The 26,951-nt window shown below is 72.3% G+C and carries 27 protein-coding genes and 2 tRNA genes; 9 read left to right on the top strand and 20 right to left on the bottom strand.

The window, feature by feature from the left end; translation table 11 throughout:
- Positions 1 to 74: 74 nt before the first annotated feature.
- The 3 genes from A949_RS0111035 to A949_RS0111025 all read right to left on the bottom strand — a co-directional run bounded on the left by A949_RS0111035 (position 75) and on the right by A949_RS0111025 (position 5,453).
- A complete protein-coding gene (locus tag A949_RS0111035) occupies positions 75 to 1,997 on the bottom strand; it encodes an ABC transporter ATP-binding protein (protein WP_026004550.1) in 1,923 nt (640 codons plus the stop codon).
- A 91-nt stretch (positions 1,998 to 2,088) separates the two neighbouring features.
- Entirely contained in the window at positions 2,089 to 3,822 is a 1,734-nt protein-coding gene (locus A949_RS0111030) for an ABC transporter ATP-binding protein (protein ID WP_019356064.1), read from the bottom strand.
- Between the two features lie 224 nt (positions 3,823 to 4,046).
- Positions 4,047 to 5,453, bottom strand: a complete 1,407-nt coding sequence (locus A949_RS0111025) for an FGGY family carbohydrate kinase (RefSeq protein WP_019356063.1) — start codon at positions 5,451 to 5,453, stop codon at positions 4,047 to 4,049.
- 236 nt (positions 5,454 to 5,689) lie between these two features.
- Between A949_RS0111025 and A949_RS0111020 the strand changes: the two genes are divergently transcribed.
- Positions 5,690 to 6,778, top strand: a complete 1,089-nt coding sequence (locus tag A949_RS0111020; protein WP_086022650.1) for a MalY/PatB family protein — start codon at positions 5,690 to 5,692, stop codon at positions 6,776 to 6,778.
- A gap of 41 nt (positions 6,779 to 6,819) precedes the next feature.
- Here the strand turns inward: A949_RS0111020 and A949_RS0111015 are convergent, their stop codons facing one another.
- The 6 genes from A949_RS0111015 to A949_RS0110990 form a co-directional block, all read right to left on the bottom strand.
- Positions 6,820 to 7,395 (bottom strand): hypothetical protein, encoded by a 576-nt coding sequence (locus A949_RS0111015; RefSeq protein ID WP_019356061.1) that lies wholly within the window; start codon positions 7,393 to 7,395, stop codon positions 6,820 to 6,822.
- Positions 7,396 to 7,622: 227 nt separating this feature from the next.
- The gene (locus A949_RS0111010) at positions 7,623 to 8,180 is read right to left on the bottom strand and encodes a hypothetical protein (protein ID WP_019356060.1); all 558 of its coding nucleotides are present in this window, start codon (positions 8,178 to 8,180) and stop codon (positions 7,623 to 7,625) included.
- Between the two features lie 227 nt (positions 8,181 to 8,407).
- Complete coding sequence (locus A949_RS0111005) at positions 8,408 to 8,995, bottom strand: Clp protease N-terminal domain-containing protein (RefSeq protein ID WP_019356059.1); 588 nt, start codon at positions 8,993 to 8,995, stop codon at positions 8,408 to 8,410.
- Positions 8,996 to 9,000: 5 nt separating this feature from the next.
- Entirely contained in the window at positions 9,001 to 9,243 is a 243-nt protein-coding gene (locus A949_RS0111000; protein WP_019356058.1) for a hypothetical protein, read from the bottom strand.
- Between the two features lie 444 nt (positions 9,244 to 9,687).
- Positions 9,688 to 9,761: transfer RNA gene (locus tag A949_RS0110995), tRNA-Ile, on the bottom strand.
- 236 nt (positions 9,762 to 9,997) lie between these two features.
- Positions 9,998 to 10,070 (bottom strand) — tRNA-Asn (locus A949_RS0110990).
- A gap of 189 nt (positions 10,071 to 10,259) precedes the next feature.
- Here A949_RS0110990 and A949_RS0110985 point away from each other — a divergent pair.
- Positions 10,260 to 10,547, top strand: coding sequence for a hypothetical protein (locus tag A949_RS0110985; protein ID WP_019356057.1), 288 nt, complete (start codon positions 10,260 to 10,262; stop codon positions 10,545 to 10,547).
- Between the two features lie 127 nt (positions 10,548 to 10,674).
- Here the strand turns inward: A949_RS0110985 and ligD are convergent, their stop codons facing one another.
- A complete protein-coding gene (gene ligD / locus A949_RS0110980; RefSeq protein WP_019356056.1) occupies positions 10,675 to 11,571 on the bottom strand; it encodes a non-homologous end-joining DNA ligase in 897 nt (298 codons plus the stop codon).
- Between the two features lie 30 nt (positions 11,572 to 11,601).
- Here ligD and ku point away from each other — a divergent pair, with 30 nt between their 5' ends.
- Positions 11,602 to 12,726 (top strand): non-homologous end joining protein Ku, encoded by a 1,125-nt coding sequence (ku, locus tag A949_RS0110975; protein WP_019356055.1) that lies wholly within the window; start codon positions 11,602 to 11,604, stop codon positions 12,724 to 12,726.
- A gap of 194 nt (positions 12,727 to 12,920) precedes the next feature.
- Here ku and A949_RS0110970 read toward each other — a convergent pair whose 3' ends face one another.
- Positions 12,921 to 13,493, bottom strand: a complete 573-nt coding sequence (locus tag A949_RS0110970) for a dihydrofolate reductase family protein (protein ID WP_019356054.1) — start codon at positions 13,491 to 13,493, stop codon at positions 12,921 to 12,923.
- Positions 13,494 to 13,741: 248 nt separating this feature from the next.
- Positions 13,742 to 14,134 (bottom strand): cupin domain-containing protein, encoded by a 393-nt coding sequence (locus tag A949_RS0110965; protein WP_037706140.1) that lies wholly within the window; start codon positions 14,132 to 14,134, stop codon positions 13,742 to 13,744.
- A 120-nt stretch (positions 14,135 to 14,254) separates the two neighbouring features.
- On the opposite strand from A949_RS0110965, the gene A949_RS0110960 reads away from it, so the two are divergent.
- Positions 14,255 to 14,908, top strand: a complete 654-nt coding sequence (locus tag A949_RS0110960) for a TetR/AcrR family transcriptional regulator (protein ID WP_019356052.1) — start codon at positions 14,255 to 14,257, stop codon at positions 14,906 to 14,908.
- Here A949_RS0110960 and A949_RS0110955 read toward each other — a convergent pair.
- The gene (locus tag A949_RS0110955) at positions 14,877 to 15,320 is read right to left on the bottom strand and encodes a MarR family winged helix-turn-helix transcriptional regulator (RefSeq protein WP_019356051.1); all 444 of its coding nucleotides are present in this window, start codon (positions 15,318 to 15,320) and stop codon (positions 14,877 to 14,879) included. The two genes, A949_RS0110960 and A949_RS0110955, sit on opposite strands and share 32 nt — an antisense overlap.
- Positions 15,321 to 15,409: 89 nt before the next feature.
- Between A949_RS0110955 and A949_RS0110950 the strand changes: the two genes are divergently transcribed.
- Complete coding sequence (locus A949_RS0110950) at positions 15,410 to 16,459, top strand: NADP-dependent oxidoreductase (RefSeq protein ID WP_019356050.1); 1,050 nt, start codon at positions 15,410 to 15,412, stop codon at positions 16,457 to 16,459.
- Positions 16,460 to 16,622: 163 nt separating this feature from the next.
- Positions 16,623 to 17,051, top strand: a complete 429-nt coding sequence (locus A949_RS0110945; protein ID WP_019356049.1) for an organic hydroperoxide resistance protein — start codon at positions 16,623 to 16,625, stop codon at positions 17,049 to 17,051.
- Positions 17,052 to 17,154: 103 nt separating this feature from the next.
- On the opposite strand, the gene A949_RS0110940 is transcribed toward A949_RS0110945, so the two are convergent.
- Complete coding sequence (locus A949_RS0110940) at positions 17,155 to 18,123, bottom strand: SGNH/GDSL hydrolase family protein (protein ID WP_019356048.1); 969 nt, start codon at positions 18,121 to 18,123, stop codon at positions 17,155 to 17,157.
- Positions 18,124 to 18,426: 303 nt separating this feature from the next.
- Between A949_RS0110940 and A949_RS0110935 the strand changes: the two genes are divergently transcribed.
- Positions 18,427 to 18,921, top strand: coding sequence for a DUF3145 domain-containing protein (locus tag A949_RS0110935; RefSeq protein WP_019356047.1), 495 nt, complete (start codon positions 18,427 to 18,429; stop codon positions 18,919 to 18,921).
- A gap of 131 nt (positions 18,922 to 19,052) precedes the next feature.
- Positions 19,053 to 19,967 (top strand): NAD(P)-dependent oxidoreductase, encoded by a 915-nt coding sequence (locus A949_RS0110930; protein WP_026004547.1) that lies wholly within the window; start codon positions 19,053 to 19,055, stop codon positions 19,965 to 19,967.
- 193 nt (positions 19,968 to 20,160) lie between these two features.
- Here A949_RS0110930 and A949_RS0110925 read toward each other — a convergent pair whose 3' ends face one another.
- The 5 genes from A949_RS0110925 to A949_RS0110905 all read right to left on the bottom strand — a co-directional run bounded on the left by A949_RS0110925 (position 20,161) and on the right by A949_RS0110905 (position 25,117).
- Positions 20,161 to 21,426 (bottom strand): beta-ketoacyl-[acyl-carrier-protein] synthase family protein, encoded by a 1,266-nt coding sequence (locus tag A949_RS0110925; RefSeq protein ID WP_019356045.1) that lies wholly within the window; start codon positions 21,424 to 21,426, stop codon positions 20,161 to 20,163.
- 79 nt (positions 21,427 to 21,505) lie between these two features.
- Positions 21,506 to 21,754, bottom strand: a complete 249-nt coding sequence (locus tag A949_RS0110920) for an acyl carrier protein (protein ID WP_019356044.1) — start codon at positions 21,752 to 21,754, stop codon at positions 21,506 to 21,508.
- 71 nt (positions 21,755 to 21,825) lie between these two features.
- Positions 21,826 to 22,860, bottom strand: coding sequence for a ketoacyl-ACP synthase III (locus A949_RS0110915; protein WP_019356043.1), 1,035 nt, complete (start codon positions 22,858 to 22,860; stop codon positions 21,826 to 21,828).
- A 21-nt stretch (positions 22,861 to 22,881) separates the two neighbouring features.
- A complete protein-coding gene (locus A949_RS0110910; RefSeq protein WP_019356042.1) occupies positions 22,882 to 23,829 on the bottom strand; it encodes an ACP S-malonyltransferase in 948 nt (315 codons plus the stop codon).
- A gap of 100 nt (positions 23,830 to 23,929) precedes the next feature.
- The gene (locus tag A949_RS0110905) at positions 23,930 to 25,117 is read right to left on the bottom strand and encodes a PucR family transcriptional regulator (protein WP_026004546.1); all 1,188 of its coding nucleotides are present in this window, start codon (positions 25,115 to 25,117) and stop codon (positions 23,930 to 23,932) included.
- A gap of 205 nt (positions 25,118 to 25,322) precedes the next feature.
- On the opposite strand from A949_RS0110905, the gene A949_RS0110900 reads away from it, so the two are divergent.
- A complete protein-coding gene (locus A949_RS0110900) occupies positions 25,323 to 26,015 on the top strand; it encodes a pirin family protein (protein ID WP_026004545.1) in 693 nt (230 codons plus the stop codon).
- Positions 26,016 to 26,109: 94 nt separating this feature from the next.
- Here the strand turns inward: A949_RS0110900 and A949_RS0110895 are convergent, their stop codons facing one another.
- Positions 26,110 to 26,934 carry a serine hydrolase domain-containing protein gene (locus A949_RS0110895; RefSeq protein WP_019356039.1) on the bottom strand — a complete coding sequence of 275 codons (825 nt, stop codon included), beginning with the start codon at positions 26,932 to 26,934 and terminating at the stop codon, positions 26,110 to 26,112.
- Positions 26,935 to 26,951 lie beyond the last annotated feature (17 nt).

The raw sequence follows: 26,951 nt of genomic DNA, 5'->3' as shown, positions 1-26,951 counted from the left end.
CACCCGGTCCGGTCCGGCCCGGATTCACCCGGCGCCCGGCGGCGAGGAGCGGCCCGCACGCCGGCGGGGGCGGGTCAGTCCACCTCCGCCACCGCCTCGGCGAACTGCGAACGGTACAGCCGCGCGTAGGCACCGCCCGCGGACAGCAGCTCCTCGTGACTGCCCTGTTCGACGATGGCGCCGTTCTCCATCACCAGGATCACGTCCGCGTCCCTGATGGTGGAGAGCCGGTGCGCGATCACGAAGCTGGTCCGCTCCGCTGCCAGCCGCTCCATCGCCTGCTGGATCAGCACTTCGGTGCGGGTGTCCACCGAACTGGTGGCCTCGTCCAGGACCAGGATCACCGGGTCGGAGAGGAAGGCGCGGGCAATGGTGATCAACTGCTTCTCGCCCGCGCTGACGCTGTCGCCCTCGGCGTCCAGGACCGTGTCGTAGCCGTCCGGCAGGGTGCGGATGAACCGGTCGGCGTGCGCGGCCCGCGCGGCCTCCTCGACCTGTGCGCGGGTGGCCCCCTGCGCCCCGTAGGCGATGTTGTCCGCGATGGTGCCGCCGAACAGCCAGGTGTCCTGCAGCACCATGCCGATGCCCGCCCGCAGGTCCTCGCGGGACATGGCGGCGATGTCCGCGCCGTCCAGCAGGATCCGGCCGCCCCGCACCTCGTAGAACCGCAGCAGCAGGTTGACCAGCGTGGTCTTCCCGGCACCGGTGGGGCCGACGATCGCCACCGTCCGCCCGGGGTCGACCGAGAGCGACAGATCTTCGATCAGCGGGGTGTCCTCCGCGTAGCGGAAGGAGACGTGCTGCATCTCCACCCGCCCCCGTGCCGCCGCCGGCCGCACGGCGTGCTTTTCGTCCGGGTCGGGTGACTGCTCCTCGGCGTCGAGGATCTCGAAGACCCGCTCGGCCGAGGCCACCCCGGACTGCACGAGGTTGGCCATCGAGGCGACCTGGGTGAGCGGCTGGCTGAACTGCCGCGAGTACTGCACGAACGCCTGCACGTCCCCGATGGACAGGGCTCCGGAGGCCACCCGCAGTCCGCCGACCACCGCCACCAGCACGTAGTTGAGGTTCCCGACGAACATCATCGCGGGCTGCATGATCCCGCTGATGAACTGGGCCTTGAAACCGGAGCGGTACAGTGCCTCGTTCTGCTCCGCGAAGACCTCGGCCGACTCGCGCTGCCGCCCGAAGACCTTCACCAGCGCGTGCCCGGTGTACATCTCCTCGACGTGCGCGTTCAGCGTGCCGGTCGACTTCCACTGGGCGACGAACTGCGGCTGCGCCCGCTTCCCCACCCGCGTGGCGACCAGCGCCGACAGCGGCACCGTCAGCAGCGCGACCAGCGCCAGCAGCGGCGAGATCCAGAACATCACCGTCAGCACGCCGACGATCGTCAGCAGCGAGTTGATGAGCTGGCCCATGGTCTGCTGCAGCGTCTGGCCGAGGTTGTCGATGTCGTTGGTGACCCGGGAGAGCACCTCGCCGCGCGACTGGCCGTCCAGGTAGGACAGCGGCAGCCTGCCCAGCTTCTCCTCCACCCGCTCCCGCAGCCGGAAGACAGTACGGGTGATGACCCGGACGGATATTCGTCCCGACCACAGCATCAGCAGCCCGGCCGCGGCGTACACGGCGGCCACACCCAGCAGCACCGCGCCCACGGCGCCGAAGTCGATGCCCTGGCCGGGGGTGAAGTCCATCCCGGAGAGCATGTCGGCCACCCCGTCGTCACCGTGCTGCCGCAGGTTCTCCAGCGCCTGCTCCTTGGTCAGCCCGGCGGGCAGCTTCCGGCCGACGAAGCCGCCGAAGACCAGGTCCGTCGCAAGTCCGAGGAGCTTGGGACCGATGACGCTCAGCGTGACGCTGACGACGAGCACCCCGAGCATCATCAGCAGCGGGCCCCGCTCCGGCCGGAACTGCCGCAGCAGACGCTTGCCGGACCCGGCGAAGTCCATGGATCGTCGAGGCGGCCTTCCGGCCATGCCCCCGGGCCCGCTCATGGTGTGTCCTTCCCGCTCGCCGCCACGCGCGCACGGTGCACGGGACCGGTCGTCCCCGCTGTCCGCGGCCGGGCGGTGGTGTGTGCCCCGCTCACGCGGCCTCGCTCTCGGTCAACTGGGAGAGCACGATCTCCCGGTAGGTCTCGTTGCTCTCCATCAGCTCGTGGTGCCGCCCCGTTCCCACGGCCCGGCCCTCGTCCAGGACGACGATCCGGTCGGCGTCCCGGATGGTCGCCACCCGCTGCGCGACGATGACCACCGTGGCCTCCCCCGTCTCCCGCGCGAGCGCCGCCCGCAGTGCCGCGTCCGTCGCGTAGTCCAGCGCGGAGAAGGAGTCGTCGAACAGGTAGATCTCCGGCCGGTGCACCAGCACCCGTGCGATGGCCAGCCGCTGCCGCTGCCCGCCGGAGACGTTGCTGCCGCCCTGTGCGACGGAGGCCTCCAGACCGCCCTCCATCCGCTCCACGAAGTCCTTGGCCTGCGCGACCTCCAGGGCGTGCCACAGTTCGTCGTCGCTCGCGTCGGGCCGTCCGTAGCGCAGGTTGGAGGCGATCGTCCCGGAGAAGAGGTACGGGCGCTGCGGCACGAGCCCCACGGTGCCCGCCAGGAGCGCCGGGTCCAGCGCACGTACGTCCTCCCCGTCCACCAGGACCTCGCCCGCCGTGGCGTCGAACAGCCGGGGCACCAGGCCCAGCAGGGTGGACTTGCCGCTGCCCGTGGAGCCGATGACGGCGGTGGTCTCGCCGGGGCGCGCCACCAGGTCGATGGCGTGCAGCACCGGGGCCTCGGCTCCCGGGTACCCGAACCCGGCGCCGCGCAGCTCCAGATGGCCGTGCCGCCGCAGTGCCGTGACCGGCGCGGCGGGAGGTACGACGCTGGAGTCGGTCGTCAGCACCTCCTGGATCCGCTCGGCGCACACCTCGGCGCGGGGCACCATCATGAACATGAAGGTGGCCATCATCACCGACATCACGATCTGCATCAGATACGCGAGGAACGCGGTCAGTGCGCCGATCTCCATGTCGCCGCCGCTGATGCGGTGCGCGCCGAACCAGACCACCACCACGCTGGAGATGTTCACCACCGTCATCACCACGGGGAACATCAGCGCCATCAACCGACCGGTGCGCAACTGCATGTCGGTCAGCTCGGTGTTGGCCGCGTGGAAGCGGCGGCGCTCGTAGGCGTCCTGGACGAAGGCCCGGATGACGCGGACACCGGTGATCTGCTCGCGCAGGATCCGGTTGACGTGGTCGAGCCGCTCCTGCATGGAGCGGAACAGCGGCCGCATCCGGCGCACGATCAGCCCGACCGTGATGCCCAGCACCGGCACGACGCCCAGCAGCACGGCCGACAGCGGCACATCCTGGCCCAGCGCCATGAAGATGCCGCCGAAGCACATGATCGGAGCGGTGACCATCAGGGTGAACGCCATCAGCGTCACCGTCTGCACCTGCTGCACGTCATTGGTGGTGCGCGTGATCAGCGAGGGTGCGCCGAACCGGCCGACCTCGCGGGCCGAGAAGGACTGCACGCGGTCGAAGACGCCCGCGCGGATGTCGCGGCCCACCGCGGCCGCGGTCCGCGCGCCCAGGTAGACGGCACCGATGTTGCACACCACCTGCACCACCGAGACCGCCAGCATGAGGCTGCCGTGGCGCAGGATGTAGCCGGTGTCGCCGAGAACGACACCGTTGTCGATGATGTCGGCGTTCAGAGTGGGCAGATACAGCGTGGCGCTCGTCTGCACGAGTTGCAGCAGCACGAGAAGCGCGATCGGCCGCTGGTACGGACGCAGCCGGGCGCGGAGGAGGCGGATCAGCACACGGATTTCCTCGGTCGGTCAGATCGGGAGAACGGAGGGCGCAAGTGATCGAGCGTACAAGCGTCCGGTACGGGGCCGCCTCCGGTTTTGGACGGTCCCGGTGCCCGCACGACCGGCCCTCGACGCGCGCCGCCGGACACCCGTCCCCCGCCCGCGCCCCGGACCTGCCGCTCCCGGCGCACCGGTGCCGCGCGGGGGCGCGGGGCGCCCGTGTACCGCGGGGGTCAGACTCCCAGCGCCCCCGGATACATCTCCTCGCGCACCGTGGCGTACTGCTGCCGCACCGCCTGCCCGACGGCCCGCTGCTCGCCCGCCTCGAACACCTGGCAGGCCGCGGCGGGCCACTGCGGGGGACTGCCGGACCCGGAGAGCGCCCACGCCGCCTGCCGCGCCGCGCCGATCGCCGCGTAGTCGGCCGGCTCGGGCACCACGACCTGCGCGTCCAGCAGTGCGGGCGCCGCCTCCCGGACCGCGCCCAGCCCCGCCGCCTGGCCCAGCAGGAAGACCCGCCGCACCTGCACCCCGCGGGCGCGCAGCACCTCCAGCGCGTCCGCCAGCCCGCACAGCATGCCCTCCACAGCGGCCCGCGCCAGGAACTCCGGCCGCATGCTCTCGCGCCGCAGCCCGTGCAGCGAGCCCGCGGTGTGCGGCAGCTGCGGCGTCTGCTCGCCCTCCAGGTAGGGCAGCAGCACCAGCCCCGAGGAGCCGGGAGTGGAGGAGAGCGCCAGCTCGGAGAGGCCCTCCAGATCGGTGCCGAGCATCCCGGCGGCCCCGCGCAGCACCCGCGTCGCGTTCAGGGTGCGCACGACCGGCAGATGCCTGCCGGTGGCGTCCGCGTAGGAGGTGATGGTTCCGGAAGGATCGGCCAGCGCCTCGTGATGGACGGCGCACACCGAGCCGGTCGCGCCGAGCGAGATCACCACATCGCCGGGACCCAGGCCCAGGCCGAACGCGGCGGCCATCGTCTGGCCGGTACCGGCGGAGATCAGCAGCCCCTCCGGGGTGTGCCCGGCGGGCTCCGCCGGACCGGCCACCTCCGGCAGCCCCACCTGGTGTCCGAGTGCCAGCTCGACCAGGTCCGGCCGGTAGGACTCGGTCGCCGCCGACCAGTAGCCGGTGCCCGAGGCGTCCCCGCGGTCGGTCACCCGCCGCGCCGGGCGGCCCAGCAACTGCCACACCAGCCAGTCGTGCGGCTGCATGGCCTCGGCGGTCCGCCGCGCCGCCGCCGGCTGTTCGCGGGCCAGCCAGCGCAGCTTGGACACCGGGTGCGCGGCCTGCGGGACGCTGCCGACGGCCGCCGCCCACGCCGCACGCCCGCCGAACGCCTCCACCAGGTCCGCCGCGGCCGTCTGCACCCGCTGGTCGTTGCCCAGCAGCGCGGCGCCGACCGGTTCGCCCGTGCCGTCCAGCGCGACGAGGCCCTGCTGCTGCGCCGAGACACCGATCGCCTGCACGTCGGCGAGCTGCCCGCCACCCGCGGCCGTGCCGAGGGAGCGCAGCCAGGACTGCGGATCGTCGCGCTCACCGGGGTGCTCGGCGTGCCCGTGCCGGACGACCGCACCCGTTTCGGTGTCGCAGACGACGATGCTCGTGTACTCGGCTGAACTGTCCAGGCCGGCGACTATCCCCATGGCCGGAATGATGCCTCATAGCCACCCGTACCGGGCCGGGCACCCCGCCCCGGCACCCCGCACCGGTGACGGACGCCGCACCTCCGCCGGCCCGGGCACCGCACAGGAACGATTCACCAACACGACCCGCAGGCACCACTCACAGGCACCACTCACAGGCACCACGACCGGAAGGAGCACCGTTGCCGAACCCCCTGCGCACGCTGAGCCTGGAGGAACTGCGCCGCCGCACGAGCATGAAGTGGCGCGCCTACGACCCCGATGTGCTACCCGCGTGGGTGGCGGAGATGGACGTCCTGCCGGCGGAGCCGGTCGCCGAGGCGATCCGCGAGGCGGTCCGGACGGGCGACACCGGCTACCCCGCGGGCACCGGCTACGCGGACGCGTGGGACGACTTCGCGCGCCGCCGCTGGGGCTGGCGGATCCCGGCGGAGCGCACCGCGCTGGTGCCGGACGTGATGCTCGGCGTCGTCGAGGTGCTCAAGCTGGTCACCGGCCCCGGTGACGCGGTGGTGGTCAATCCGCCCGTCTACCCGCCCTTCTACCAGTTCGTCGCGCACCTGGACCGCCGCGTCGTGGAGGCCCCGCTGGACCCGGCCGGACGGCTGGACCCGGAGGCGCTGGAGGCGGCTTTCGCGCGGGCCGCGGAGGGCGGGCGGCGGGCCGCCTTCCTGCTGTGCAGCCCGCACAACCCCACCGGCACGGTGCACACCGCCGAGGAGCTGGCGGATGTCGCAGCGCTCGCCGCCGCGTACGGGGTGCGGGTGGTCGCCGACGAGATCCACGCGCCGTTGGTGCTGCCGGGAGCCAGGCAGGTGCCGTATCTGTCGGTGCCGGGCAGCCAGGACGCGTTCTGTCTGCTGTCCGCGTCCAAGGCGTGGAACCTGGCCGGACTCAAGGCGGGCCTGGCGGTCGCGGGCAGCGCGGCAGCCGACGAGCTGGCCGCGATGCCGGAGGAGGTCGGCCACGGGCCCAGTCACCTGGGCGTGATCGCGCACTCGGCGGCGCTGCGGCAGGCCACCGGCTGGCTCGACGACCTGCTGGCCGGCCTGGACGAGAACCGGCGGCTGCTGGGGGAGCTGCTCTCCGGGGAACTGCCCGGGGTCGCCCACCGGGAGCCCCAGGGCACCTTCCTCGCCTGGCTCGACTGCCGGGCGCTGGGGCTGGGCGAGGACCCGGCCGCGGTGTTCCTGCGGCGCGGCCGGGTCGCCCTCAATCCCGGGCCCGCTTTCGGTACCGGGGGAGCGGGGCACGTCCGGCTGAACCTGGCGACCTCGCCGGAGATCCTGGCGGAGGTGGTGCGCCGGATGGCCTCGGTGCTGTGAACTCCCCCGCTGCGGCTCGGGTGGTCAGCGGCCGGACAGGGTCAGCAGCGCTTGGAGGAGTAGGCGTAGTTCTTGCTCTCGCCGGGCACCGTCACGGCGCCGCGCGCAGCGGTGCAGTGGCGCACGGTGTCCGCCGGGTAGGACCAGAACTCCGCGGCGGAGGTGTGGCGCCAGATGCGCAGCCCGACCAGCTTCTTGGCGTGGAAGTCGTACACGCCGACGTTCGTCGCGTAGTTCCGGTGGTGGTCGCGGAAACTCTTCCACACCCACAGGTAGCCGTAGTTGCGGTTGCACTTCTTCGAGTAGAACTGCTTGACCGAGCCGATCGTGTAGCCCTTGCGCTTGATGTAGCCGGTCGAGCCGATCTGGTGGGCGTCGCTGCACATGTGCGCGGACATGGCGGACCGGTCGGCGGACATGCCGGCCTCGTCGGCCGCCGGGGCGCTCTCGGGCAGGCCGGCGGATGCCGCCGCCGAGCCGGCCCGGGCCTCGGTGGGGGCCGGCGCCGTGGCGTCGGCCTGGGCGGCGCCGGCGGGCAGCAGCGCCATCGCGCAGGCGGCGGCGGTGAGGGCGCCCTTGACGGGCGAGACGCCCTTGAAGGCGGACGGAGTGCGCATGAATCTCCTCCTGATGGGAGTACGGGATTTTCCGGTCATAACGGTCAGACCAGAACCTCACAGTACGAGGCGGTGATGCCCGTGGCGGGGATTCGTGCGCGCGGCGGCGGGTCGTGGGAAGGGGGTGCGAGCGGCGCGGAAGGGGCCCGGCGCCACCGGCAAAGCGGCGCCGGGCCCCGGCTCTTGCGCATCCCCTCCGGCCGTCGTGGGCCGGTCGGGTGCGTTGCTCAGCAGCGCTTCTGGGAGTACGCCTGGTAGCTCTGCGGCGCGCCGGCCGGGCGCAGGCTGCCCACGCCGGAGGTGCAGTGGTCGACGGTGTTTGCCCCGTCCGTCCAGAACTCCTGCTGTTTGGTGGACTTCCACGCCTTGGCGGCGTGCACCGAGTCGTCGCTGTAGCTGTAGACGCCGGCGGTGATGTCGTAGGGCGCGGCTGTCTTGCGGAAGCTCTCCCAGACCCACACGTAGCCGTAGTTCTCGTTGCATTTCTTCGAGTAGAACTGCTTGACCGAGGCGATCGTCTCCGAGCCCCGCTTGATCAGTCCGCGGGTGCCGATCGGCACGGCGTCGTCGCAGACCCCCGCCGCCCGGGCCGCCCGGCTCGCCGGGTTCCCCTCGGGGGAGGGGGCCGTGCTGCGGGTCAGCTTCTGCGGGTGCGCCGGGGGAGTGGCCGGGCCGCTGCCGGCATAGGCGGCCCCGGCGGGCAGGAGTACCAGCGCGGAGGTCGCGGCAGCGGCCAGTGCGCCCTTGGAGAAGCGGGTGGAGCGGGTGGAACCGGTGGAACGCATCGTGATTTTTCCCCCTCTTCGGTGAAGAAGCAGTCGTATACGTGCTTTCCGTGGCATCGCCGGAATGGGAGCGATGCGCGGGATACCCAGTACGACACGTCGCCGCCTCGGGGGGTTGTACGTCATCACCCGGCTCTGTGCGGGCAGTTGCCCCCTACCGAGCCACCGGTGCCCCTCCCGTCACCGGAGCCTCAGAGGTCCCGGTCACGTGCGCCCCGGAGGTCTCCTCACGAGGTCGCCGCCGTCCGCAGGTCGTCGAGCACCAGTTCGTGCACCACCGCCGGTTCCACGCCGAGCCGCGTGAACACCGCGACGGAGATGTTGTCCTCCGACCCCAGCACGCCGAGCAGTACGTGTGCGGTCCCGATCTCCCGGTCCCCGCGCGCCGACGCCTCGCGCAGCGCCCGCTTCAGCGCCCCCTTCGCGCGTGCGGCGAACGGGATGTGCCGCGGGGCGGTGCCACTGCCGCGCCCCGTACGACCGGACCCCGGGGCCGAGTCGAGCGCGCCCGCGCCGAAGGACTCCTCCGCACGCCTGCGGACCTCCGCCAGGTCGATCCCGAGGGTGCGCAGCGCCTCCGCGTCCTGCGGGCCGAGGTCCTCGCGGGACCCGGCGACCACTCCCGCGACCGCCGCCCGGCACGACGCCGCGCTCACGCCCAGCCGGTGCAGGGTCGCGGCGCCCGTCCGCCCGGGCCGCCGCAATGCGCCCAGCAGCAGATGCTCGGTGCCGATCCGGTCGTGCCCGAGGGAGCGTGCCTCCTCCTGAGCGCCGATCACCACGTCCCGCGCCTCCTCGGTGAACCTTTCGAACATCGTTCCTACCTCCCGGTGCGCTTCGAGTGCTTCTTGTGCACGGCCTGCCTGCTGACTCCGAGGGCCGCGCCGATCTCGTCCCAGGACCACCCCTGGCGGCGCGCGCTGTCGACCTGGAGCGCCTCCAGGCGCTCGGCGAGCCGCCGCAGCGCGGCGACGGCCCGCAGCCCCACGGCCGGGTCGCCGTCCAGGGCGGCCTGTGCGGTGCGGACCGCCTCGTCCGCTCCTGCTGCTTCCGTTCCTGCCATGCATGTCAACTTAGGGTGACGCGAGACTGCTGTCAACCAATATTGACGGCTCTTCCGGTGGCGGCGCGGTGTGGAGGGTGCGATCCGGGGCGCGGGGGAGAGCCGTCCCGGATGCCGTTGGACGGAGTCGCGGGCGGGACGCTTCCACAGAGGTGCCGAAGAGCGGGGGCGCCCGGACGGCGCAGGGAGGTGCGGGCGCTGTTCCGGAGGACTCGCACGGCTCGCACGGCTCGCACGGCTCGCACGGCTTTCGCGGAGCGCGCGGTCCGACCGGGCGGAGGGGCTCTTCGAAGACCTGGACGGGGGTGCCCTGGACGGGTGACGGGGGCAGCTGCCCGGCGCAGAGGTCAACGGCCGCCGGAGGGCACGCGGAACGGGGCGCCCGTTCCCGGAATGCTCCGGCCGAGGTCCAGCTCGGAACGTTTCTGCGCGGTTGTACTGAGGTGGGGCGGGTGGGACTCGAACCCACGGCCGACGGATTATGAGTCCGCTGCTCTAACCGGCTGAGCTACCGCCCCGTAACGGCGCGCCGCGCACATCTGTGCGCGCCGTCTGCCGCAGCATAACCGTTCATAGGATCTGCCGCCCGCGCCGGGGGAGATCTACGCAGGTGAGGACCCCGAACCAAGGGTGATTGGTTCCAGTTCGCGGCCAACTTCGTTGTGAAGCACGGAAGAACGCCCCTTGTGCCGGGCCTCGGACGCAGTGGTGGCACACGAAAAGGGCCCCTGGAGAGGGGCCCTTTCGAGTGGTGCTCCCGCGACTGGACTCGAACCAGTAACCTGCCGGTTAACAGCCGGCTGCTCTGCCGATTGAGCTACACGGGACCGTCGCGTCGGTCGCACTCCGGATCCCCGGGGCGCTCCCTTGCGGTGGGGAATACATTAGCGCATGCCAGGGGGTGCTCCGAAATCGGTATTGCCGCCGCCCGAACGCGGTACCCCTGAGGCACCCCGGTGGCTGCCGCAGTCCCCGGGTACGGCAGCAGGACCACCAGCCGAGAGAAGGGGCAAGCTATGCGCTACCGGCTCACATTCGTGTCCGGACTGGCCATCGGCTACGTGCTCGGCGCCCGCGCGGGACGCGAGCGCTACGAGCAGATCAGGAAGGGCGTGCGGAGGATCGCGGAGAACCCGGCGGTGCGCAACGCGGGGGAGGCGGCGGCGCTCAGCAGCCGGCAGGCCGCCGCGAAGGCCGCCGACGCCGTCCAGGACCGGCTCCCCTCCTCGGTGGCCGACCGGGTCCGCACGGCTCGCGACTACCGTGCCCGCGCGGGCAGCGACTGGGGCGCGGAAGCGCACTGAGACCGGTCGGCGGGCTCTTCGGGAGGCCGCCACGGAAGCCGTCCGGGGGAGGGCGGAGCGACCTCGGCCGCTCCACCCTCCCGCCCCGGCGCGCGGGCGGAGCCCCCCGGGCGGTGTGCGCACGACGCTACGCCGGGATGCGGCCCCGGCCGCTCCCGGCGGCGCTCTCCAGCAGTGGGGCCAGCAGGTCGCCGTACTCCTCGATCCGCTGCGGCAGCTCGGTGCCGAGGAAGACCAGGTCCTCCGGCCGGTCGGCAGCGGCCAGCTCGGCCCACGTCAGCGGGGTCGAGGCGGTCGGACGCTGCTTGGCGCGCAGCGTGTAGGGCGCTGCCGTGGTCTTGGCCTGGTTGTTCTGCGACCAGTCGACGAAGACCTTCCCCGGCCGCAGATCCTTGGCCATCTTGCTGACCGCATGGTCGGGAAGCTCCGCCTCGGCCTGCTGGGCGAGCCGCTTCGCGTATGCCGAGACCCGGTCGGAGGGCGTGTGCTCGATCGCCGCGATCAGGTGCAGGCCCTTGGAGCCGGAGGTCTTGGGCAGCAGGGCGATCCCGTCGTCGGCCACCCGTTCGCGCAGCCAGTCGGCGAGCCTGCGGCAGTCCAGGATGTCGGCACCCTCACCGGGATCGAGGTCGAAGACCAGCCGGTCCGCCTCGGCCTGGTGGTCCGACTGCCACTGCGGGGTGTGCAGCTCCAGGGCCGCCAGATTGGCCGCCCAGACCAGCGTGGCCTCGTCCTGGATGAGGACCTGGTTCAGCGGCGTCCTGCTCACCACCGTGATCTTGCGTGTCGTCACCCAGTCGGGGGTGCCCGGCGGAACGTGCTTGGTGAAGAACTTCTCGCCCTCCACGCCGTCCGGGAAACGCAGAAAGGAGAGGGGGCGTCCGTCGAGGTGGGGCAGCAGGACATCGGCGACGGCGGCGTAGTAGCGGATCGCCTCGCCCTTGGTGAACCCCGTCGCCGGATAGAGCACCTTGTCGAGGTTGCTGAGGGCCAGACGGTGGCCCCCGATCTCCGTGTGCGGCATAACCTGAGAGTCCCATAGAAGGGACAAAGTATGCGTTCAATCTGGAAAGGGACCATTTCGTTCGGGCTGGTCTCGATCCCGATCAAGGTGGTGGCGGCCACCGAGAACCACAGCGTCTCCTTCCACCAGGTCCACACGGCCGACCAGGGCCGCATCCGGTACCGCAAGGTGTGCGAGCTGGACGAGGAGGAAGTGCCGCGTGAGGAGATCGGCCGGGGCTTCGAGACCGAAGAGGGCCGCACCGTGCTGCTGACCGACGACGACATGGCGGCCCTCCCCCTGCCCACCGCCAAGACCGTGGAGATCCTCGGCTTCGTGCCCGCCGAGGAGATCGACCCCATCCAGCTCGACCGCTCCTACTATCTGGCAGCCGACGGCAAGCGCGCCGACAAGCCGTACGTCCTGCTGCGTGAGGCCCTCAAGCGCTCCGGCAAGGTCGCCGTCGCCAAGCTGGCCCTGCGGGCCCGGGAGAGCCTCGGGATGCTGCGCGTCTACGAGGACGCGCTGGCGCTGCACACGATGCTGTGGCCCGACGAGATCCGCTCGGTCGGCGGCGTCGCACCCGAGGAGGAGGTCACGGTGCGGGACGCCGAACTCGACCTCGCGGACACCCTCATGGAGACCCTCGGCGAGCTGGACTGGGGCGACCTGCGGGACGAGTACCGGGAGGCGCTGGAAGAGCTCGTCCGGGCGAAGGCGGAGGGCGCCGAGCCGCCGTCCGAGGAACTGCGCCGGCGTGCCGAGGCGGGCGGCGGCAAGCTGGTGGATCTGATGTCCGTGCTGGAGCGCAGCGTCCAGGAGGCCAGGAGCGGGCGCCAGGAGGGCGAGGCGACCGTCCACGAGCTGTCGGACCGCAGGAAGGAGACGGCCGGGCGGGCGGCGTCCGGGCGGAGCGGCGGCGAAGGGGGTGGCAGGTCCGGAGCCGCGGGGTCCGGCGCGAAGCCGGCCGCCGGGAAGAGTCCGGCGAAGAAGTCCGCGGCGAAGAAGACCGCGGCGAAGAAGACCACCGCCAAGAAGACCGCGGCCAAGAAGACCGGCACCGGGAAGGCCGCTGCCAAGAAGTCGGCAGGTGCGACCGGCAAGACCGGGGCGAAGAAGACCACCGCGGGCAGGTCCGCCGCGAAGAAGTCCGCACGGCCCCGCAAGACCGCCTGACCGGAGGCACCCCCGTGGGCTCGGCCGCCGGGCGGGCCCACGGGGGCCGCGAGGCACCGGACGGGGCCGGCGGTCCGACCGCAGGTGCCTTCCGTGCGCCCCGCATCCTGCCCCGGTGCGGGGGCGTCGTGCGGGGGCGCCGGACCGGCCGGTCGGGGTCGCGAGCCGCGGGCGCGGCAGGCACCGGACGGCGGTCAGCGGACGACGTCGAACACGTTCTTCTGCAGGCCGTTGGCGTAGGCGTCGTGCTCGACCAGCTTCAGCTTCTGGGTGTCCTTGTCCGTGGTGCTGAACAGCCGCTTGCCCGCGCCGAGCAGCAGCGGGAAGACGAGCAGGTGGTAGCGGTCGATCAGGTCGGCGTCCGAGAGCGCCTGGTTCAGGGAGGCGCTCCCGTGCAGGATGATCGGGCCGCCCTCGGTCCGCTTCAGCGCGGCGACGTCGTCGAGCGAGCGCAGGATCGTCGTCTCGCCCCAGTTCTCCACCAGGTCCTCCTCGCCCAGCGTGGTGGAGACGACGTACTTCGGCAGCAGCTTGTAGTCGGCGAAGTCCGCCATGTCCGGCCACACCGGGCTGAACGCCTCGTAGCTGGTCCGCCCCATCAGCATGGCGGCGGCCTCCTTCTGCTCCCGGCCCTTGATGTCGAAGGCCTCGGGGACGAACTCGATGTCCTTGAAGGTCCACCCGGCGTTCCGGTAGCCGGGCTCCCCGCCCGGGGCCTCCACGACGCCGTCGAGCGATATGAAGGCGGTGCTGATCAGAGTGCGCATCTCAGGTCCTCGGTGTCTCGTGTCGGTTCTCGGCGGATCGGTGCGAGGCCCTCACCGCTCGCGGCTGCTGCCACACCGTTCATGGATCCAGACCGCCGTCTGCGGAGAAACTTATCGGCCTGTCGCGCATCCTTTTCCGTGAATTTCGGTGACCCGGTCTCCTGGGCGGCATGCCGTCTCCGGCCCCCGGTGCCGATTGCCCGCGTCCGGTGCGCCGGATGCCGTGCTCCCGGTCGGCACGCCGTCGCTCACCACCCGGTGCGACGCTCCATGCGGGTCCCCGCGATCCGCGAGAACGTCATGATGTCGCTGGGTTCCTCGACGGTGATGCGGTGCCAGCGCCCGCGCGGGATGACGCAGGCGGTGCCCGGGCCCAGCCGGGCCGCCGGCTCCCCGTCCGGGTCCCGCGGATCGGTCTCGCTGCGGAAGTGGACCCGCACCGTGCCGGTCAGCACGCACATCACCTCCTCACCGTCGGGGTGGCACTCCCACGACTCGGGGTGTGCGTCCGCGCCGCTGTCGACATGCAGCGTCACCACCGTCCAGCCGTCGAGGTCCGGGGACATCCGGCGCTCCTCGGCCCGGGCATCGCCGTCGGGTCCGAGCCGGATCATGGAGGAGAACAGGTCTACCGCGGGCATGGTGGCCACCTCTTCATCAAGTACGGTGTACGTGATGACAGTGGAACACGTACGGCGTACGTGGTCAAGGGAAGGCCGGAACGGCCAGTGGCCGGAGGACGGCCGGGAAGGCGGACGCCCGTGCCCGCACCGAAGAAGTTCAGCAGGGACCAACTCGCCTCGGCGGCTCTGGAGCTGGCCGACGACAAAGGGCTGGACGCCCTCTCGATGCGTGCTCTCGCCGCGCGGCTGGGCACCGGCCCGATGACGCTCTACAACTACGTGGACGGCCGGGACGGGCTGGAGTCGCTGGTGATCGAGGCCGTCGTCCGGCACGCCGCCTACCCGGTGGAGCCCGCCGAGGACTGGCGCGAGGAGGTGCGGGTCCTCGCCGAGTCCTACTGGGCGACCGTCCGCCGCCATCCCCAGGTCGTACCGCTGATCGTGGCGCGCCGCACGACGGACGAGCCGACGCTGGCCTTCGGGGAGCGGATGCTGGAGGCGCTCGCCCGAGGTGGCCGGTCGGGGCGGGATCTGCTGGTGGCCTTCCGGCTGGTGGTCGGGTTCGTCATCGGCTTCGCGCAGAGCGAGTCGGGAGCCGCCTCGCTGCGCCTGTCGGGCGGCTCGGCCGACGAGGTGATCGAGCGCGGGCGGACCCTTCCGGAGGGCCGCTATCCGCGGGTGGTGGAGATCGCCACGGCCTCGGCCCAGGGCGACCGTTCGGAGGAGTTCCGGGCGGGGCTCGACCTGCTGGTGGCCGGGCTCAGTGCGCGGTCCCGCCCAGCATCCGCCTGAGCAGATCGCGCAGCATTCTGCGTTCGGCCGGCGTCAGCTCCTGGAGGGGTTCCCCCGCGAAGTCCAGGTCGCCGCGCAGCCGGGTCGCGGTGGCGCGGCCCTCCTCGGTGGTGGCGGCGACCTTGACCCGGCGGTCGGCCGGGTCTGGTCTGCGCTCGACCAGGCCTCTCGCCTCCAGCCGGTCGACTATCCCCGTCACGTTCGACGGCTCGCACTTGAGGTGGCGGGCGAGCTGCCGCATCGGAGTGGGCCGGTGCGACAGCAGGGTGAGGACCCGCGCCTGCGCGCCGGTCAGCGCGTGCTCGGCGGCGGCCAGCTCGTATTCCTCGTGGTAGCGCGCGACCACCGTGCCGATCAGCTCGGCGACCTCGACGCTGAGCGCGTCCGGGGCGCGACCGTCTCCTGCTGCCATGCGACCAGCCTAGCGGGCGATGCTTGACAACATGAAATATCCGCCCGCATGGTTGTTTCAGTACCTGAAGCAATTCTGGAGGCGACAGCGTGACCTCATCCGTATCCCCCGACTCCGCCGAGAACCGGATCCCGGCCAGCGGGCGTGCCTGGCACCTGACCGCCCGGCCGCAGGGCTGGCCCACCGCGGACGACTTCGCGCTGCGGGAGGAGCCGGTCCGGGCTCCGGCCGAGGGGCAGATCCTGGTGCGCAACATCCACCTGTCCGTGGACCCGTACATGCGCGGCAGGATGAGCTCGGCGAAGTCCTATGCCGACCCCTACAAGCTGAACGAGCCCATGACCGGCGGCGCCATCGGTGTCGTCCTCGCCTCCGAGGACCCCGCCTTCACCCCCGGCGACCACGTGCTGCACGACCTGGGCTGGCGCGAGTACGCCACGCTCCGGGCCAAGTACGCCACCAAGGTCGACCCCCAGGCTGCTCCGCTCTCCACCTACCTCGGGGTGCTGGGCATGCCGGGCCTGACGGCCTACGCGGGTCTGCTGCGGGTGGCCGGTTTCCAGCCCGGCGACGCCGTCTTCGTCTCCGGCGCGGCGGGTGCGGTCGGCAGCGAGGTGGGCCAGCTCGCCCGGCTGAAGGGCGCCTCCCGGGTGATCGGCTCGGCCGGCTCCGACGAGAAGGTCAAGGTCCTCACCGACGAGTACGGCTTCGACGCGGCCTTCAACTACAAGCACGGCCCGGTCGCCGAGCAGCTCAGGGAGGCGGCGCCGAGCGGAATCGACGTCTACTTCGACAACGTCGGCGGCGAGCACCTGGAGGCCGCCATCGACGCCATGAACCTGCACGGCCGGATCGCGGTGTGCGGGATGATCTCGCAGTACAACGCCACCGAACCGACCCCGGCGCCGCGCAATCTGGCCCAGATCATCGCCAAGCGGTTCCGGATGGAGGGGCTGCTGGTCATGGACCACTTCGACCTCCAGCAGCAGTTCGTGGACGAGGTGGCCCCCTGGGTCCGCTCCGGGGAGCTGAAGTACCGGGAGACCGTGGTCGAGGGCATCGAGAACAACCTGGAGGCCTTCCTGGGCCTGCTGCGTGGGGAGAACGTCGGCAAGATGATCGTCAATCTCGACGGCTGAAACGCCGAGCACGGGCGGGCCGGGTCCGGCCGGGCTCCCCGCCCGGGCCCGGTCCGGCCGGGCTCCCTGCACCGCCCTCGGAGCGAGCGCCTACGCTGGGCACCGCACCGGAGGGAGCCTGGGCGCGAGTTCCCCCGGTCGTGCCATCAACAGGAGGAAATCCATGGCGATACAGCCGATCGACGTCAAGTACACCGCCGTCGCCACCGCGGAGAACGGCCGCGACGGCCGCGTGGCCAGCGATGACGGCCAGCTCGACGTCGTCGTCAACCCGCCGCGCGCGATGGGCGGCAGCGGCGCGGGCACCAACCCCGAGCAGCTCTTCGCCGCGGGGTACAGCGCCTGCTTCCAGGGAGCGCTCGGTGTCGTGGCCCGCAAGGAGGGCGCGGACATCTCCGGCTCGACCGTGACCGCCGAGGTCGGCATAGGCAACACCCCCGAGGGCGGCTTCGGCCTCACCGTGAGCCTGCGGGCCACCATCCCGAACGTGGACGAGGCCACGGCCGAGGACCTGCTCGAGAAGGCCCACCAGGTCTGCCCGTACTCCAACGCCACGCGCGGCAACATCGAGGTCACCCTGCAGACCGCCTGATCCCGCGGTCGGGCTGCGGGGCGCTGCCGAACCGGCGGTACCCCGCAGCCCGGACGGACCCGAACCCGGGAATGCCGCCCGCCTTCCGGCCGGACCGCGCGCCTCAGCCGGCGGGACGCCGTGCGGTGATCTCCTCGTACGCCAGTTGCGCCAGGCTGTGCTGGCCCTTCTTGCTGGGGTGGAACCAGTCCCAGTTGCTCAGCTCGGCCTCGGTGAAGCGGTAGTCGAAGACGGCGCCGTTGTCGTAGCGGCAGCGCAGGTCCTTGGCGCACTCCTGTTTGAGCACGGTGTTGTAGGCCATCACCCGGTCCTGGACCTCCTGCCGCCGCTCCCGGTCGGCGGCAGCCATCGACTGCGGGTCCTTGAGCATCGACTGGCAGATGCCCAGCCCCCACACCCGTTGCCCTATCGGGCTCTTTCTGCCCTCCTGCCACAGCCGCTTGAGGTTGGGCACGCTGGATACGTAGACCTGCGCCTCGGGTGCGTCGGCGCGCAGCGCGTGCAGCCCCGCGCGGAAGTCGGTGCGGAAGTCCGCGACCGGGGTCATCCGCTCGGTCGTGCTGCGGCAGGCGTCGTTGGCGCCGCTCAGCACGGTCACCAGGTCCGGCTTCCGGGCGGCGGCCCGGCGCATCTGCCCGGGCAGGTCGGCCATCACGGCACCGCTGGCCGCGTAGTTCCAGCTCGTCCCCTCGGGGTCGCCCAGCAGCCGCCGCGCGAGGCTGTCGACGCCGGGTGCCGTGCCGGTGGCCCAGGAGACCTCGGTGCAGTCGGCCAGCAGCGAACAGGCGTCGAAGCCGCGGGTGATGGAGTCGCCGACCGCCGCCAGGGACTCCGGCTCGCGGTTCCAGATCTTCCGCGGAGTGGGCGAGGAATGGGGGCGTGAGGAGTCCTTGGCGCGCTGCGCGCCGCGCTCGTCGCCTCCACCCGAGGAGTCGCCGCACGACACGGCGAGTACCAGACCCGCTACGGTGATCAGTACGAAAGCGCAGATGGCGACGGTACGGGACCGTTTGCGTGCGGCGGGCCGGGTAGGCGCCGAATGCGCGTTCCCCGGTTCGTGGCTCTCCGTCATCCGCCCCCCTGTTTCATCCGTGCCCGACCGACGGTACGTCACCCACCACGTGCCGCCTCGCGATAGCTTGTGCCGTGGTCGATGAGCGGTGGGTCGATCGGCACGGCGACTGGTAAATATTACCTCGCGTCACTTCCTGTCCCTTTCAGGGAGAATTGAGCGCAATGGTGTTTACTATTCGTAACCTCGGGAGCTGGTAGGGAAGTGACCGGTGGTGCAAAATGTCAGGCGCTTTCCCGGCGCGTGACCGGTAGGTGATCGAGGCCGCCCGGTGGCGACCCTCGGAGCGCACTGGAGGTCCCGGTGACGACACGTGGAGTTCTGTACGTCCACTCGGCGCCCCGCGCCCTGTGCCCGCACGTCGAGTGGGCGGTCGCGGGTGTGCTGGGCGCGCGCGTCAACCTCGACTGGATCAGACAGCCCGCCTCTCCCGGCACCTGGCGGGCCGAGTTCTCCTGGCAGGGGGATCCCGGCACCGCCTCCAAACTGGCCTCCGCGCTGCGCGGCTGGCACCTGCTGCGGTTCGAGGTGACGGCCGAGCCATGTGCGACGGCCGAGGGGGAGCGCTACAGCGCCACCCCCGACCTCGGCATCTTCCACGCGGTCACCGGCATGCACGGCGACATCCTCATCCCCGAGGACCGGCTGCGCGCGGCCGTCGCCCGCGCGGGGCGCGGGGAGAGCGACCTGCAAGCGGAGATCTCCCGACTGCTGGGCAAGCCCTGGGACGACGAGCTGGAGCCGTTCCGCTACGCCGGCGAGGGCGCTCCGGTCCGCTGGCTGCACCAGGTGGTCTGACCCGGGCCGTGCCCTCCGCGGCGGGCCGCGGGGCGCCGGCAGGGGCGCCGCGCGCGCCGTTCGCCGGAAGCCGGGCGCCGCGCATGCGCGCCGCTTGCCCTCGTGCCCGCTCGAACGCCTACCGTTCCGGCATGTCGTACGAAACCTCTGTCGCGGTGCTCGGCACCGGCACCATGGGGGCCGCCATGGCCCGCAACCTGTCCTCGGCCGGGCTCACGGTCCGCGCCTGGAACCGCACCCGCGGCCGGGCCGAGCCGCTGGCCGCGCACGGCGTCGGCATCGCGGAGGAGGCGGCCGAGGCGGTGCGCGGCGCCGGGACCGTCCTGACCTCCCTGCACGACGGCCCCGCCGTGCTGGAGGCCATGCGCGCCGCCGCCCAGGGCCTGTCCGAAGGCACCGTGTGGCTCCAGACCAGCACCGTCGGGCCGGACGGGCTGGAACCGCTGGTCGGGTTCGCCCGGGCGCACGGGCTGCGCTTCCTGGACGCACCCGTGCTCGGCACCAAGGCACCCGCCGAGGCGGGGGAGCTGACCGTGCTGGTGTCCGGCGCCTCGGACGACCCCGAGGTGCGCGAGCGCGCGGCTCCGGTCCTCGACGCCATCGGCGCCCGGACGCTGTGGCTCGGGGCGGAGCCCGGTGCCGCCAGCCGCCTCAAGCTCGTGGTCAACAACTGGGTTCTCACCCTCATCAACGGCACCGCCGAGACCCTCGCGCTCGCCGAGGGCCTCGGTGTCGACCCCGACGCCTTCCTCGGCGCCGTCGCGGGCGGCCCGTTGGACGCCCCGTATCTGCAGGCGAAGGCCCGGCTGGTGCTGGAGGGCGGCTACGAGGCGAGCTTCCCGCTCTCCGGCGCCCGCAAGGACGCCGAGCTCATCGCCCGGGCGGCCCGGGAGAGCGGGGTGCGGCTCGACGCGGCTCCCGCGGTGGCCGAGCGGCTGCGGCGCGCCGAGGCGCAGGGGCACGGCGGGGACGACGCGGTCGCCTCGTACTTCGCCAGCTACGAGGCGTCCGACTACGGCAGGGGCGATGCCCGGGGCTCGGCGTAGCGGCCTTGCCGCCCCGGCTTTCGCCGCCCGGCGTCCGCTGCCGCTGTGCCCCCGGCGGCCGGGCGGCGCCGCCGGCGGGCGCGCACCGGGGACGGAACAGCGGTGAGGGGCGGCCTCCGGGAGGCCGCCCCTCATTCCTGTCGCGACAGGCCGCGGTGCGGATCGCGGTCCGGGACACGGTCCGCGCGCGGGATCACACCGTGCGGAACGCCAGCACCACGTTGTGGCCGCCGAATCCGAAGGAGTTGTTCAGCGCCGTGATCCGGCCCTCGGCCGGGAGCTCGCGGGCGGCGTCGCGCACGATGTCACCGTCCACCTCCGGGTCGAGATTGTCGATGTTGATCGTCGGCGGTGCGATGCGGTTGTGCAGCGCCAGCAGCGTGGCCACCGTCTCGACACCGCCCGCGCCGCCGAGCAGATGCCCGGTCATCGACTTGGTCGCCGAGATGCTCATGTGATCGACGTCGTCGCCGAACACCTTGCGCAGCGCCTTCAGCTCCGCCAGGTCGCCCTGCGGGGTCGAGGTCGCGTGTGCGTTGATGTGCATGACCTCGGCCGGGTCCAGGTCGGTGTTGGCGGCGAGGTGCTGCAGCGCGTGCGCGATGCCGTTGCCCGAGGGCTCCGGCTGCACGATGTCGTGGCTGTCGGCGGAGATGCCCTGGCCCACCGCCTCGGCGTAGACCCGGGCTCCGCGGCGCCTGGCGTGCTCGGCCGACTCCAGCACGATCACCCCGGCGCCCTCGCCGAGCACGAACCCGTTGCGGTCCACGTCGAAGGGGCGGGAGGCGCCCTGCGGGTCCTCGTTGTTCTTGGACATCGCCATCATGTTGCCGAAGGCGACGATCGGCAGCGGGTGGATGGCCGCCTCGGTACCGCCCGCGATCACGATGTCGGCGCGGCCGGTGCGGATCATCTCGATCGCGTACCCGACCGCCTCGGAGCCGGAGGCGCAGGCGCTGACCGGGGTGTGCACCCCGGCCCTGGCGTTGACCTCCAGGCCCACGTTGGCCGAGGGGCCGTTCGGCATCAGCATCGGCACCGTGTGCGGCGAGACGCGGCGGACGCCCTTCTCGCGCAGCACGTCGTACTGGTCCAGCAGCGTGGTCACGCCGCCGATCCCGGACGCCACCACGGCGCCCAGCCGGTCCGGGTTGACGGAGGCGTCCTCGCCGGCCCGGGCGGTGAAGCCCGCGTCGGCCCACGCCTCGCGGGCCGCGATCAGCGCGAACTGCGCCGAGCGGTCCAGCCGCCTGGCCTGGGGGCGGGGGATGACCTCGCTCGGGTCGACCGCGGCCCGGGCCGCGATCCGTACCGGCAGGTCGGCGGCCCACTCCTCCTCGAGGAGCGCCGCGCCCGAGCGCCCGGCGACGAGCCCTTCCCAGGTCGATGCGCTGTCGCCACCCAGCGGTGTGGTTGCGCCGATACCGGTGACGACCACGGAGTGATTGGTCGCGTTCACTGGAATTCTCTCCACGGTAGGGGGTGACTCGTTTGAGCCACCCGCATGCGGGGTGGCGACAAACGCGTCAACGAATGTTTCAGGGCTGGTGCTTGAGGATGTAGTCGGTCGCGTCGCCGACGGTCTTGAGGTTCTTGACGTCGTCGTCCGGGATCTTCACGTCGAAGCGCTCCTCCGCGGCGACGACCACCTCGACCATGGACAGCGAGTCCACGTCCAGGTCGTCCGTGAAGGACTTCTCGAGCTTGACGTCCTCGGCCGGGATACCGGCGATCTCGTTCACGATCTCGGCGAGGCCCGAGACGATCTCTTCCTGAGTGGCGGCCATTGCGGCGCTCCTTCGTGTTGCGGTGAGTCCGCAGCGCCCGACCCTGTCGTACGGGGCTGCTTGGATCTTGACTAGGGGAGGGTAACGACCGTGGCGGCGTAGACGAGACCCGCCCCGAAGCCGATGACGAGGGCGGTGTCGCCGCTCTTCGCCCTCCCGGTCGCCAGCAGCCGCTCCATCGCCAGCGGGATGGAGGCAGCCGAGGTGTTGCCCGTGGTCTCCACGTCCCGGGCGACCGTGACGTGTTCGGGCAGTTTGAGAGTCTTCACCATCGAGTCGATGATCCGCATGTTGGCCTGGTGCGGGATGAAGACGTCCAGGTCCTCGGGCGTTATCCCGGCGGCGTCCAGGGCCTGCTGCGCGACCTTGGCCATCTCGAAGACGGCCCAGCGGAAGACCGTCTGGCCCTCCTGGCGCAGGGCGGGGAACTTCACCGAGCCGTCCTCGCTCAGCGGAAGCTGCGCGACGTCGCCGACCCGGAAGCCGTCCCAGGGGACGGTCTGCGAGATGACGTCCCGCTTGTCGCCCTCCGAACCCCAGATCGAGGGGCCGAAACCGGGCTCTTCCGAGGGGCCGACGACGACGGCTCCGGCGCCGTCCCCGAACAGGAACGCCGTGGAGCGGTCGGTCAGGTCGGTCAGGTCGGAGAGCCGCTCGGCGCCGACCACCAGCACATGCCGCGCGCTGCCCTCGACGATCAGGCTCTTGGCCAGGGTGAGGCCGTAGCCGAAGCCGGCGCAGCCCGCGTTGATGTCGAAGGCCGCCGCCTTGCCCGCGCCCATCCGGTCGGCGATCTCGGTGGCGACCGCCGGGGTCTGCTTGAAGTGCGAGACGGTCGAGATGATGACCGCGTCCACCTGGTCGGGAGTGACTCCGGCGTCCGCGACGGCCTTGCCCGCGGCCTCCAGGGTCATCTCGGCGACCGTCTCCTCCGGTCCCGCCCAGTGCCGGGTCGCGATGCCCGAACGGGAGCGGATCCACTCGTCGGAGGAGTCGATGTGCTTGAGGATCTCCTCGTTCGGTACCACCCGGGTCGGCCGGTATCCGCCGACGCCGAGAATGCGCGCATACGGCGAGCCCTGCGCGGGCTTGATCTTCGCGGTCATGCTTCTCGGGCTCCTTGGAGGTCAGGCGGACGTGTGAGCGGCGACGAGGTCCCGTGCCGCGGCGAGGTCGTCGGGCGACTTCAGCGCCAGCGTCCGTACATCCGGCAGGGCGCGCTTGGCCAGGCCGGTCAGGGTGCCGCCGGGGCACAGCTCGATCAGCGCGGTGGCGCCCAGCCGCTGGAACGTCTCCATGCACAGGTCCCAGCGCACCGGCGCCGAGATCTGGTGCACCAGCCGGCGTACGACGTCCGGGCCCGACTCCACGACCGCACCGTCGAGGTTGGAGACATAGCGGGTGACGGGGGCGCCCGGTGCCACGTCCGCCACGGCCGCCTCCATGGCGGGCAGTGCGCTCGCCATGTGGTCGGTGTGGAAGGCCCCCGCCACCTTCAGCGGGATGACCCGCGCCTTCTCGGGGCGGTCGGCGGAGAGCGCCGCGAGCTGTTCGGCGGTACCGGCGGCCACGACCTGGCCCGCGCCGTTCATGTTCGCGGGGGTCAGCCCGAGCTTCTCCAGGTGCCCGGCGACCACGTCCGAATCCCCGCCCAGCACGGCGGACATCCCGGTCTCGGCAGCGGCGGCGGCCTCGGCCATCGCCGCCCCCCGGGCGCGGACGATGCGCAGCGCCTCCAGCGGGGTGAGCACTCCGCTCAGCGCCGCGGCGGCCAGTTCGCCGACGCTGTGCCCGGCGAAGGCACCGACGGTGGCGGCCCGGGCGGGCGCGTCCTCCGCGGAGCCGGCCGTCAGCAGTGCGTCGCCGGACAGCAGGGCGGTGGCCACCAGCAGCGGCTGGGCCACTGACGTGTCCCGGATCGCGTCGGCGTCGGCCTCGGTGCCGTAGTGCACCAGGTCGAGGTCGATGGCGGCGGACCACTGGGCCAGCCGGTCGGCGGCGCCGGGGAGTTCGAGCCAGGGGGTCAGCAGGCCAGGCTTCTGGGCGCCTTGGCCGGGAGCGACGAGTACGAGCACTCTTTCACTCTCTCCTGTGGACACGGGTCTCGGCCGGTGGGGACCGAGACGAAGAACGGGGAGGGTAATTGTGGACCCTCGACAAAAGGTGCCCGCCAGCTTACGGCTGACCTCCGAAGTCGGCGAGACGCCCCAGGATCAGGGCGACACGCAGAGTGAATGCCGAGCGGACATCGGACGGCGACCACCCGGTGACGTCCGTCACACGTCGTAGCCGGTAGCGGACGGTGTTGGGATGCACGAACAGCATCCGTGCGGCGCCCTCCAGGCTACTCGCCTGCTCCAGATAGACGCTGAGCGTTTCCAGCAGCGCCGACCCGGCCTCCTCCAAAGGTCTGTAGATCTCCTCCACCAGCAGCTCTCGAGCGACCGGGTCGCCCGCCATCGCGCGCTCCGGCAGCAGGTCGTCCGCGAGGACCGGCCGGGGGGCGTCGGGCCAGGCGGCGCACGCTTTCAGGCCCGCCATCGCCGCCTGTGCCGAGCGGGTCGCGGCCAGCAGGTCGCCCACCACGGGCCCCGCGACCACCGGGCCCGCCGCGAACGGCCCGATCAGCGACTTGGCGGCCTTCAGCGGATCGTCCGACCCTCCGGCGATCACCACCAGGCGGCTGCCGAGCACCCCGGTGAGCACCTGCAGCTTCGCCTGCCGGGAGGCGCGCCGAATGGCCTCGACGGTCAGTTCGCTGTCGCCGTCCGGCGCGGTGCCCAGGACCACGGCCACATGTTCGGGGGAGTTCCAGCCCAGCGCCGCGGCCCGGGAGACGGCGCCCTCGTCCGCCTCCCCGGAGAGCACCGCGTTGACGACGAGCGACTCCAGGCGGGCGTCCCACGCGCCGCGCGCCTCGGCGGCCTGCGCGTAGACCTGCGCGGTCGCGAAAGCGATCTCCCGCGCGTACACCAGCAGCGCCTCGCGCAGCACCGCCTCGTCGCCGGGCGCCGCCACCTCGTCGATCGCCGCCTCGACGACCTCGATCGTGGTGCGCACCATCTCCACGGTCTGCCGCAGGGTGATCGCGCGCGTCAGTTCCCGCGGTGCGGTGCCGAACACGTCGGTGCTGATGGCCTGCGGCGTCTCCGGGTGCCGGAACCACTCGGTGAAGGCCGCGATGCCCGCCTGCGCGACCAGTCCGATCCAGGAGCGGTTCTCCGGCGGCATCGCGCGGTACCAGGGGAGCTGCTCGTCCATCCGCGTGATGGCGGCGGCGGCGAGTTTCCCGGAGGACTGTTCCAGGCGGCGAAGGGTGGCCAGATGGGGGTGCTGGGGTGGTGGATCTGAGGCTTCGGGCACGGGACAAGCCTGCCTTACCGGATGCCCGTGCCGGGCGCGGGGCGCGAGGGGGCCCTTCGAGGGGCCGGGATCGGACCCTCGACATCAACCCCGGTCGCGGGGTATGGCGGGGGCGCCCGCGGACCGGCGGACGGCGCGCCGGGCCGTCCGCGCGCCGGTCGGGGGCCGTGCCCCGCCCCCCGGCTCCGCGGCTACCGTGGGGCGCATGGCACAGGTTGTGTGGCGGGCCGAGGACAGGTACCCGGGCGGTGACCCGGGCGCCGGGATCGACACCCGGCACGCCTTCTCCTTCTCCGGTTTCTACGATCCCGGCAACACCGGCTTCGGACTGCTGGTGGCCTGCAACGAGGAGCGGCTCGCACCCGGCGCCGGATTCGACACCCACCCGCACCGCGATGTGGAGATCGTCACCTGGGTCGTCGAGGGCGAGCTGGAGCACACCGATTCCACCGGGCACGCCACCGTGGTGCGCCCCGGGGACGTGCAGCGGCTCGGCGCCGGCAGCGGTGTGCGGCACAGCGAGCGCAATGCGGGCACCGCTGAACTGCGTTTCGTCCAGATGTGGCTGGTTCCGGGCGTGTTCGGCACCGCACCCGAGTACGAGGTGGTGCGGGGCATCGCGGACAGCACCCCGTTCGCGCTGCCCCGCACCGAGGCCGTGCTGCACGTGCGCCGCCTCGCCGACGGGGAGCGCGCGGCGATCCCCGACGCCGCGTACTGCTACGTCCAGGTCGTGCGCGGCCGGGTGCTGCTGGAGGACACGGCACCGGACGGCACGGCGCTGGGTGCGGGCGACGCGGCGCGGCTGACCGGGCAGCAGGAGGGCCGGGAGCTGCGTGCCGAGGGCGGGGCCGAACTGCTGCTGTGGGAGATGCACGCGGAACCCGCCTACGGCTGAGCCCCGGCCCGCCCGCCACCCGGGTCCCGGCCCCACGGCGTGCGGCCTCCGCGCCGTGCACGCCGCTTCGCGCACACCGCCCGGTGTCTGCGTCTCAGCCCGCCAGCTCCGCCAGCTCCGCCAGCACCGCGTCCGTGAACGGCGTCCACGCCTCCACGGCCCAGGGGCCGAAGTCCCGGTCGGTCAGCACCACGCAGGCCGCGCCGGCCCGCGGGTCGACCCACAGGAACGTGCCGGACTGGCCGAAGTGCCCGAAGGTGTCGGGCGCGGACGTCTCGCCCGTCCAGTGCGGGGACTTGGTGCCGCGGATCTCGAACCCCAGGCCCCAGTCGTTCGGCTTCTGGTGGCCGTAGCCGGGCAGCACCCCGCTGAGCCCGGGGAAGACCACCGAGGCCGCCTGCCGCACCGTCGAGGGGTCCAGCAGCGCGGGGGACTGCAGTTCGGCGGCGAACCGGGTCAGGTCGGCCAGGGTGGAGAAGCCGTCCTTGGCGGCCGAGCCGTCCAGTTCGGTGCCCGTCATGCCCAGCGGACCGAGCACGCCCTCGCGCAAGTACTGCGCGAAGGGCATCTCGGTCGCCTTGGCCAGATGGTCGGCCAGCGCCTCGAAACCCGCGTTCGAGTAGATCCGGCGGGTGCCGGGCTCGGCCATGGTCCGGTGCTCGTCGAAGGCGAGCCCCGAGGTGTGCGCCAGCAGATGCCGCACCGTCGAACCCTCGGGCCCGGCAGGCTCGTCCAGTTCGACGGCGCCCTCCTCCAGCGCCATCAGTGCCGCGTAGGCGGTCAGCGGCTTGGTGACCGAGGCCAGCGCGAAGCGCTGCGCGGCCGGGCCGCGCGTCCCGGCCACGGTCCCGTCGGCGCGTACGACGGCCGCCGCGGCGGTGGGCACCGGCCAGGTCTCGATCATCCGCAGGCTGTCCATGGCCCCGAGCCTAACGG

This window comes from Streptomyces sp. AA1529, from assembly GCF_000280905.1.
GTDB lineage: Bacteria > Actinomycetota > Actinomycetes > Streptomycetales > Streptomycetaceae > Streptomyces.
Note: the sequence above shows the minus strand (reverse complement) of the source record. Positions and strands in the feature narration are given on the sequence as shown.

Coding starts and splice junctions, on each gene's coding strand:
- A949_RS0111035 (WP_026004550.1), bottom strand. CDS start 1,997: ATGAGCGGGCCCGGGGGCATGGCCGGAAGGCCGCCTCGACGATCCATG.
- A949_RS0111025 (WP_019356063.1), bottom strand. CDS start 5,453: ATGGGGATAGTCGCCGGCCTGGACAGTTCAGCCGAGTACACGAGCATC.
- A949_RS0111020 (WP_086022650.1), top strand. CDS start 5,690: ATGAAGTGGCGCGCCTACGACCCCGATGTGCTACCCGCGTGGGTGGCG.
- A949_RS0111015 (WP_019356061.1), bottom strand. CDS start 7,395: ATGCGCACTCCGTCCGCCTTCAAGGGCGTCTCGCCCGTCAAGGGCGCC.
- A949_RS0111010 (WP_019356060.1), bottom strand. CDS start 8,180: ATGCGTTCCACCGGTTCCACCCGCTCCACCCGCTTCTCCAAGGGCGCA.
- A949_RS0111005 (WP_019356059.1), bottom strand. CDS start 8,995: ATGTTCGAAAGGTTCACCGAGGAGGCGCGGGACGTGGTGATCGGCGCT.
- A949_RS0111000 (WP_019356058.1), bottom strand. CDS start 9,243: ATGGCAGGAACGGAAGCAGCAGGAGCGGACGAGGCGGTCCGCACCGCA.
- A949_RS0110985 (WP_019356057.1), top strand. CDS start 10,260: ATGCGCTACCGGCTCACATTCGTGTCCGGACTGGCCATCGGCTACGTG.
- ligD (WP_019356056.1), bottom strand. CDS start 11,571: ATGCCGCACACGGAGATCGGGGGCCACCGTCTGGCCCTCAGCAACCTC.
- ku (WP_019356055.1), top strand. CDS start 11,602: ATGCGTTCAATCTGGAAAGGGACCATTTCGTTCGGGCTGGTCTCGATC.
- A949_RS0110970 (WP_019356054.1), bottom strand. CDS start 13,493: ATGCGCACTCTGATCAGCACCGCCTTCATATCGCTCGACGGCGTCGTG.
- A949_RS0110965 (WP_037706140.1), bottom strand. CDS start 14,134: ATGCCCGCGGTAGACCTGTTCTCCTCCATGATCCGGCTCGGACCCGAC.
- A949_RS0110955 (WP_019356051.1), bottom strand. CDS start 15,320: ATGGCAGCAGGAGACGGTCGCGCCCCGGACGCGCTCAGCGTCGAGGTC.
- A949_RS0110945 (WP_019356049.1), top strand. CDS start 16,623: ATGGCGATACAGCCGATCGACGTCAAGTACACCGCCGTCGCCACCGCG.
- A949_RS0110940 (WP_019356048.1), bottom strand. CDS start 18,123: ATGACGGAGAGCCACGAACCGGGGAACGCGCATTCGGCGCCTACCCGG.
- A949_RS0110930 (WP_026004547.1), top strand. CDS start 19,053: ATGTCGTACGAAACCTCTGTCGCGGTGCTCGGCACCGGCACCATGGGG.
- A949_RS0110920 (WP_019356044.1), bottom strand. CDS start 21,754: ATGGCCGCCACTCAGGAAGAGATCGTCTCGGGCCTCGCCGAGATCGTG.
- A949_RS0110915 (WP_019356043.1), bottom strand. CDS start 22,860: ATGACCGCGAAGATCAAGCCCGCGCAGGGCTCGCCGTATGCGCGCATT.
- A949_RS0110900 (WP_026004545.1), top strand. CDS start 25,323: ATGGCACAGGTTGTGTGGCGGGCCGAGGACAGGTACCCGGGCGGTGAC.
- A949_RS0110895 (WP_019356039.1), bottom strand. CDS start 26,934: ATGGACAGCCTGCGGATGATCGAGACCTGGCCGGTGCCCACCGCCGCG.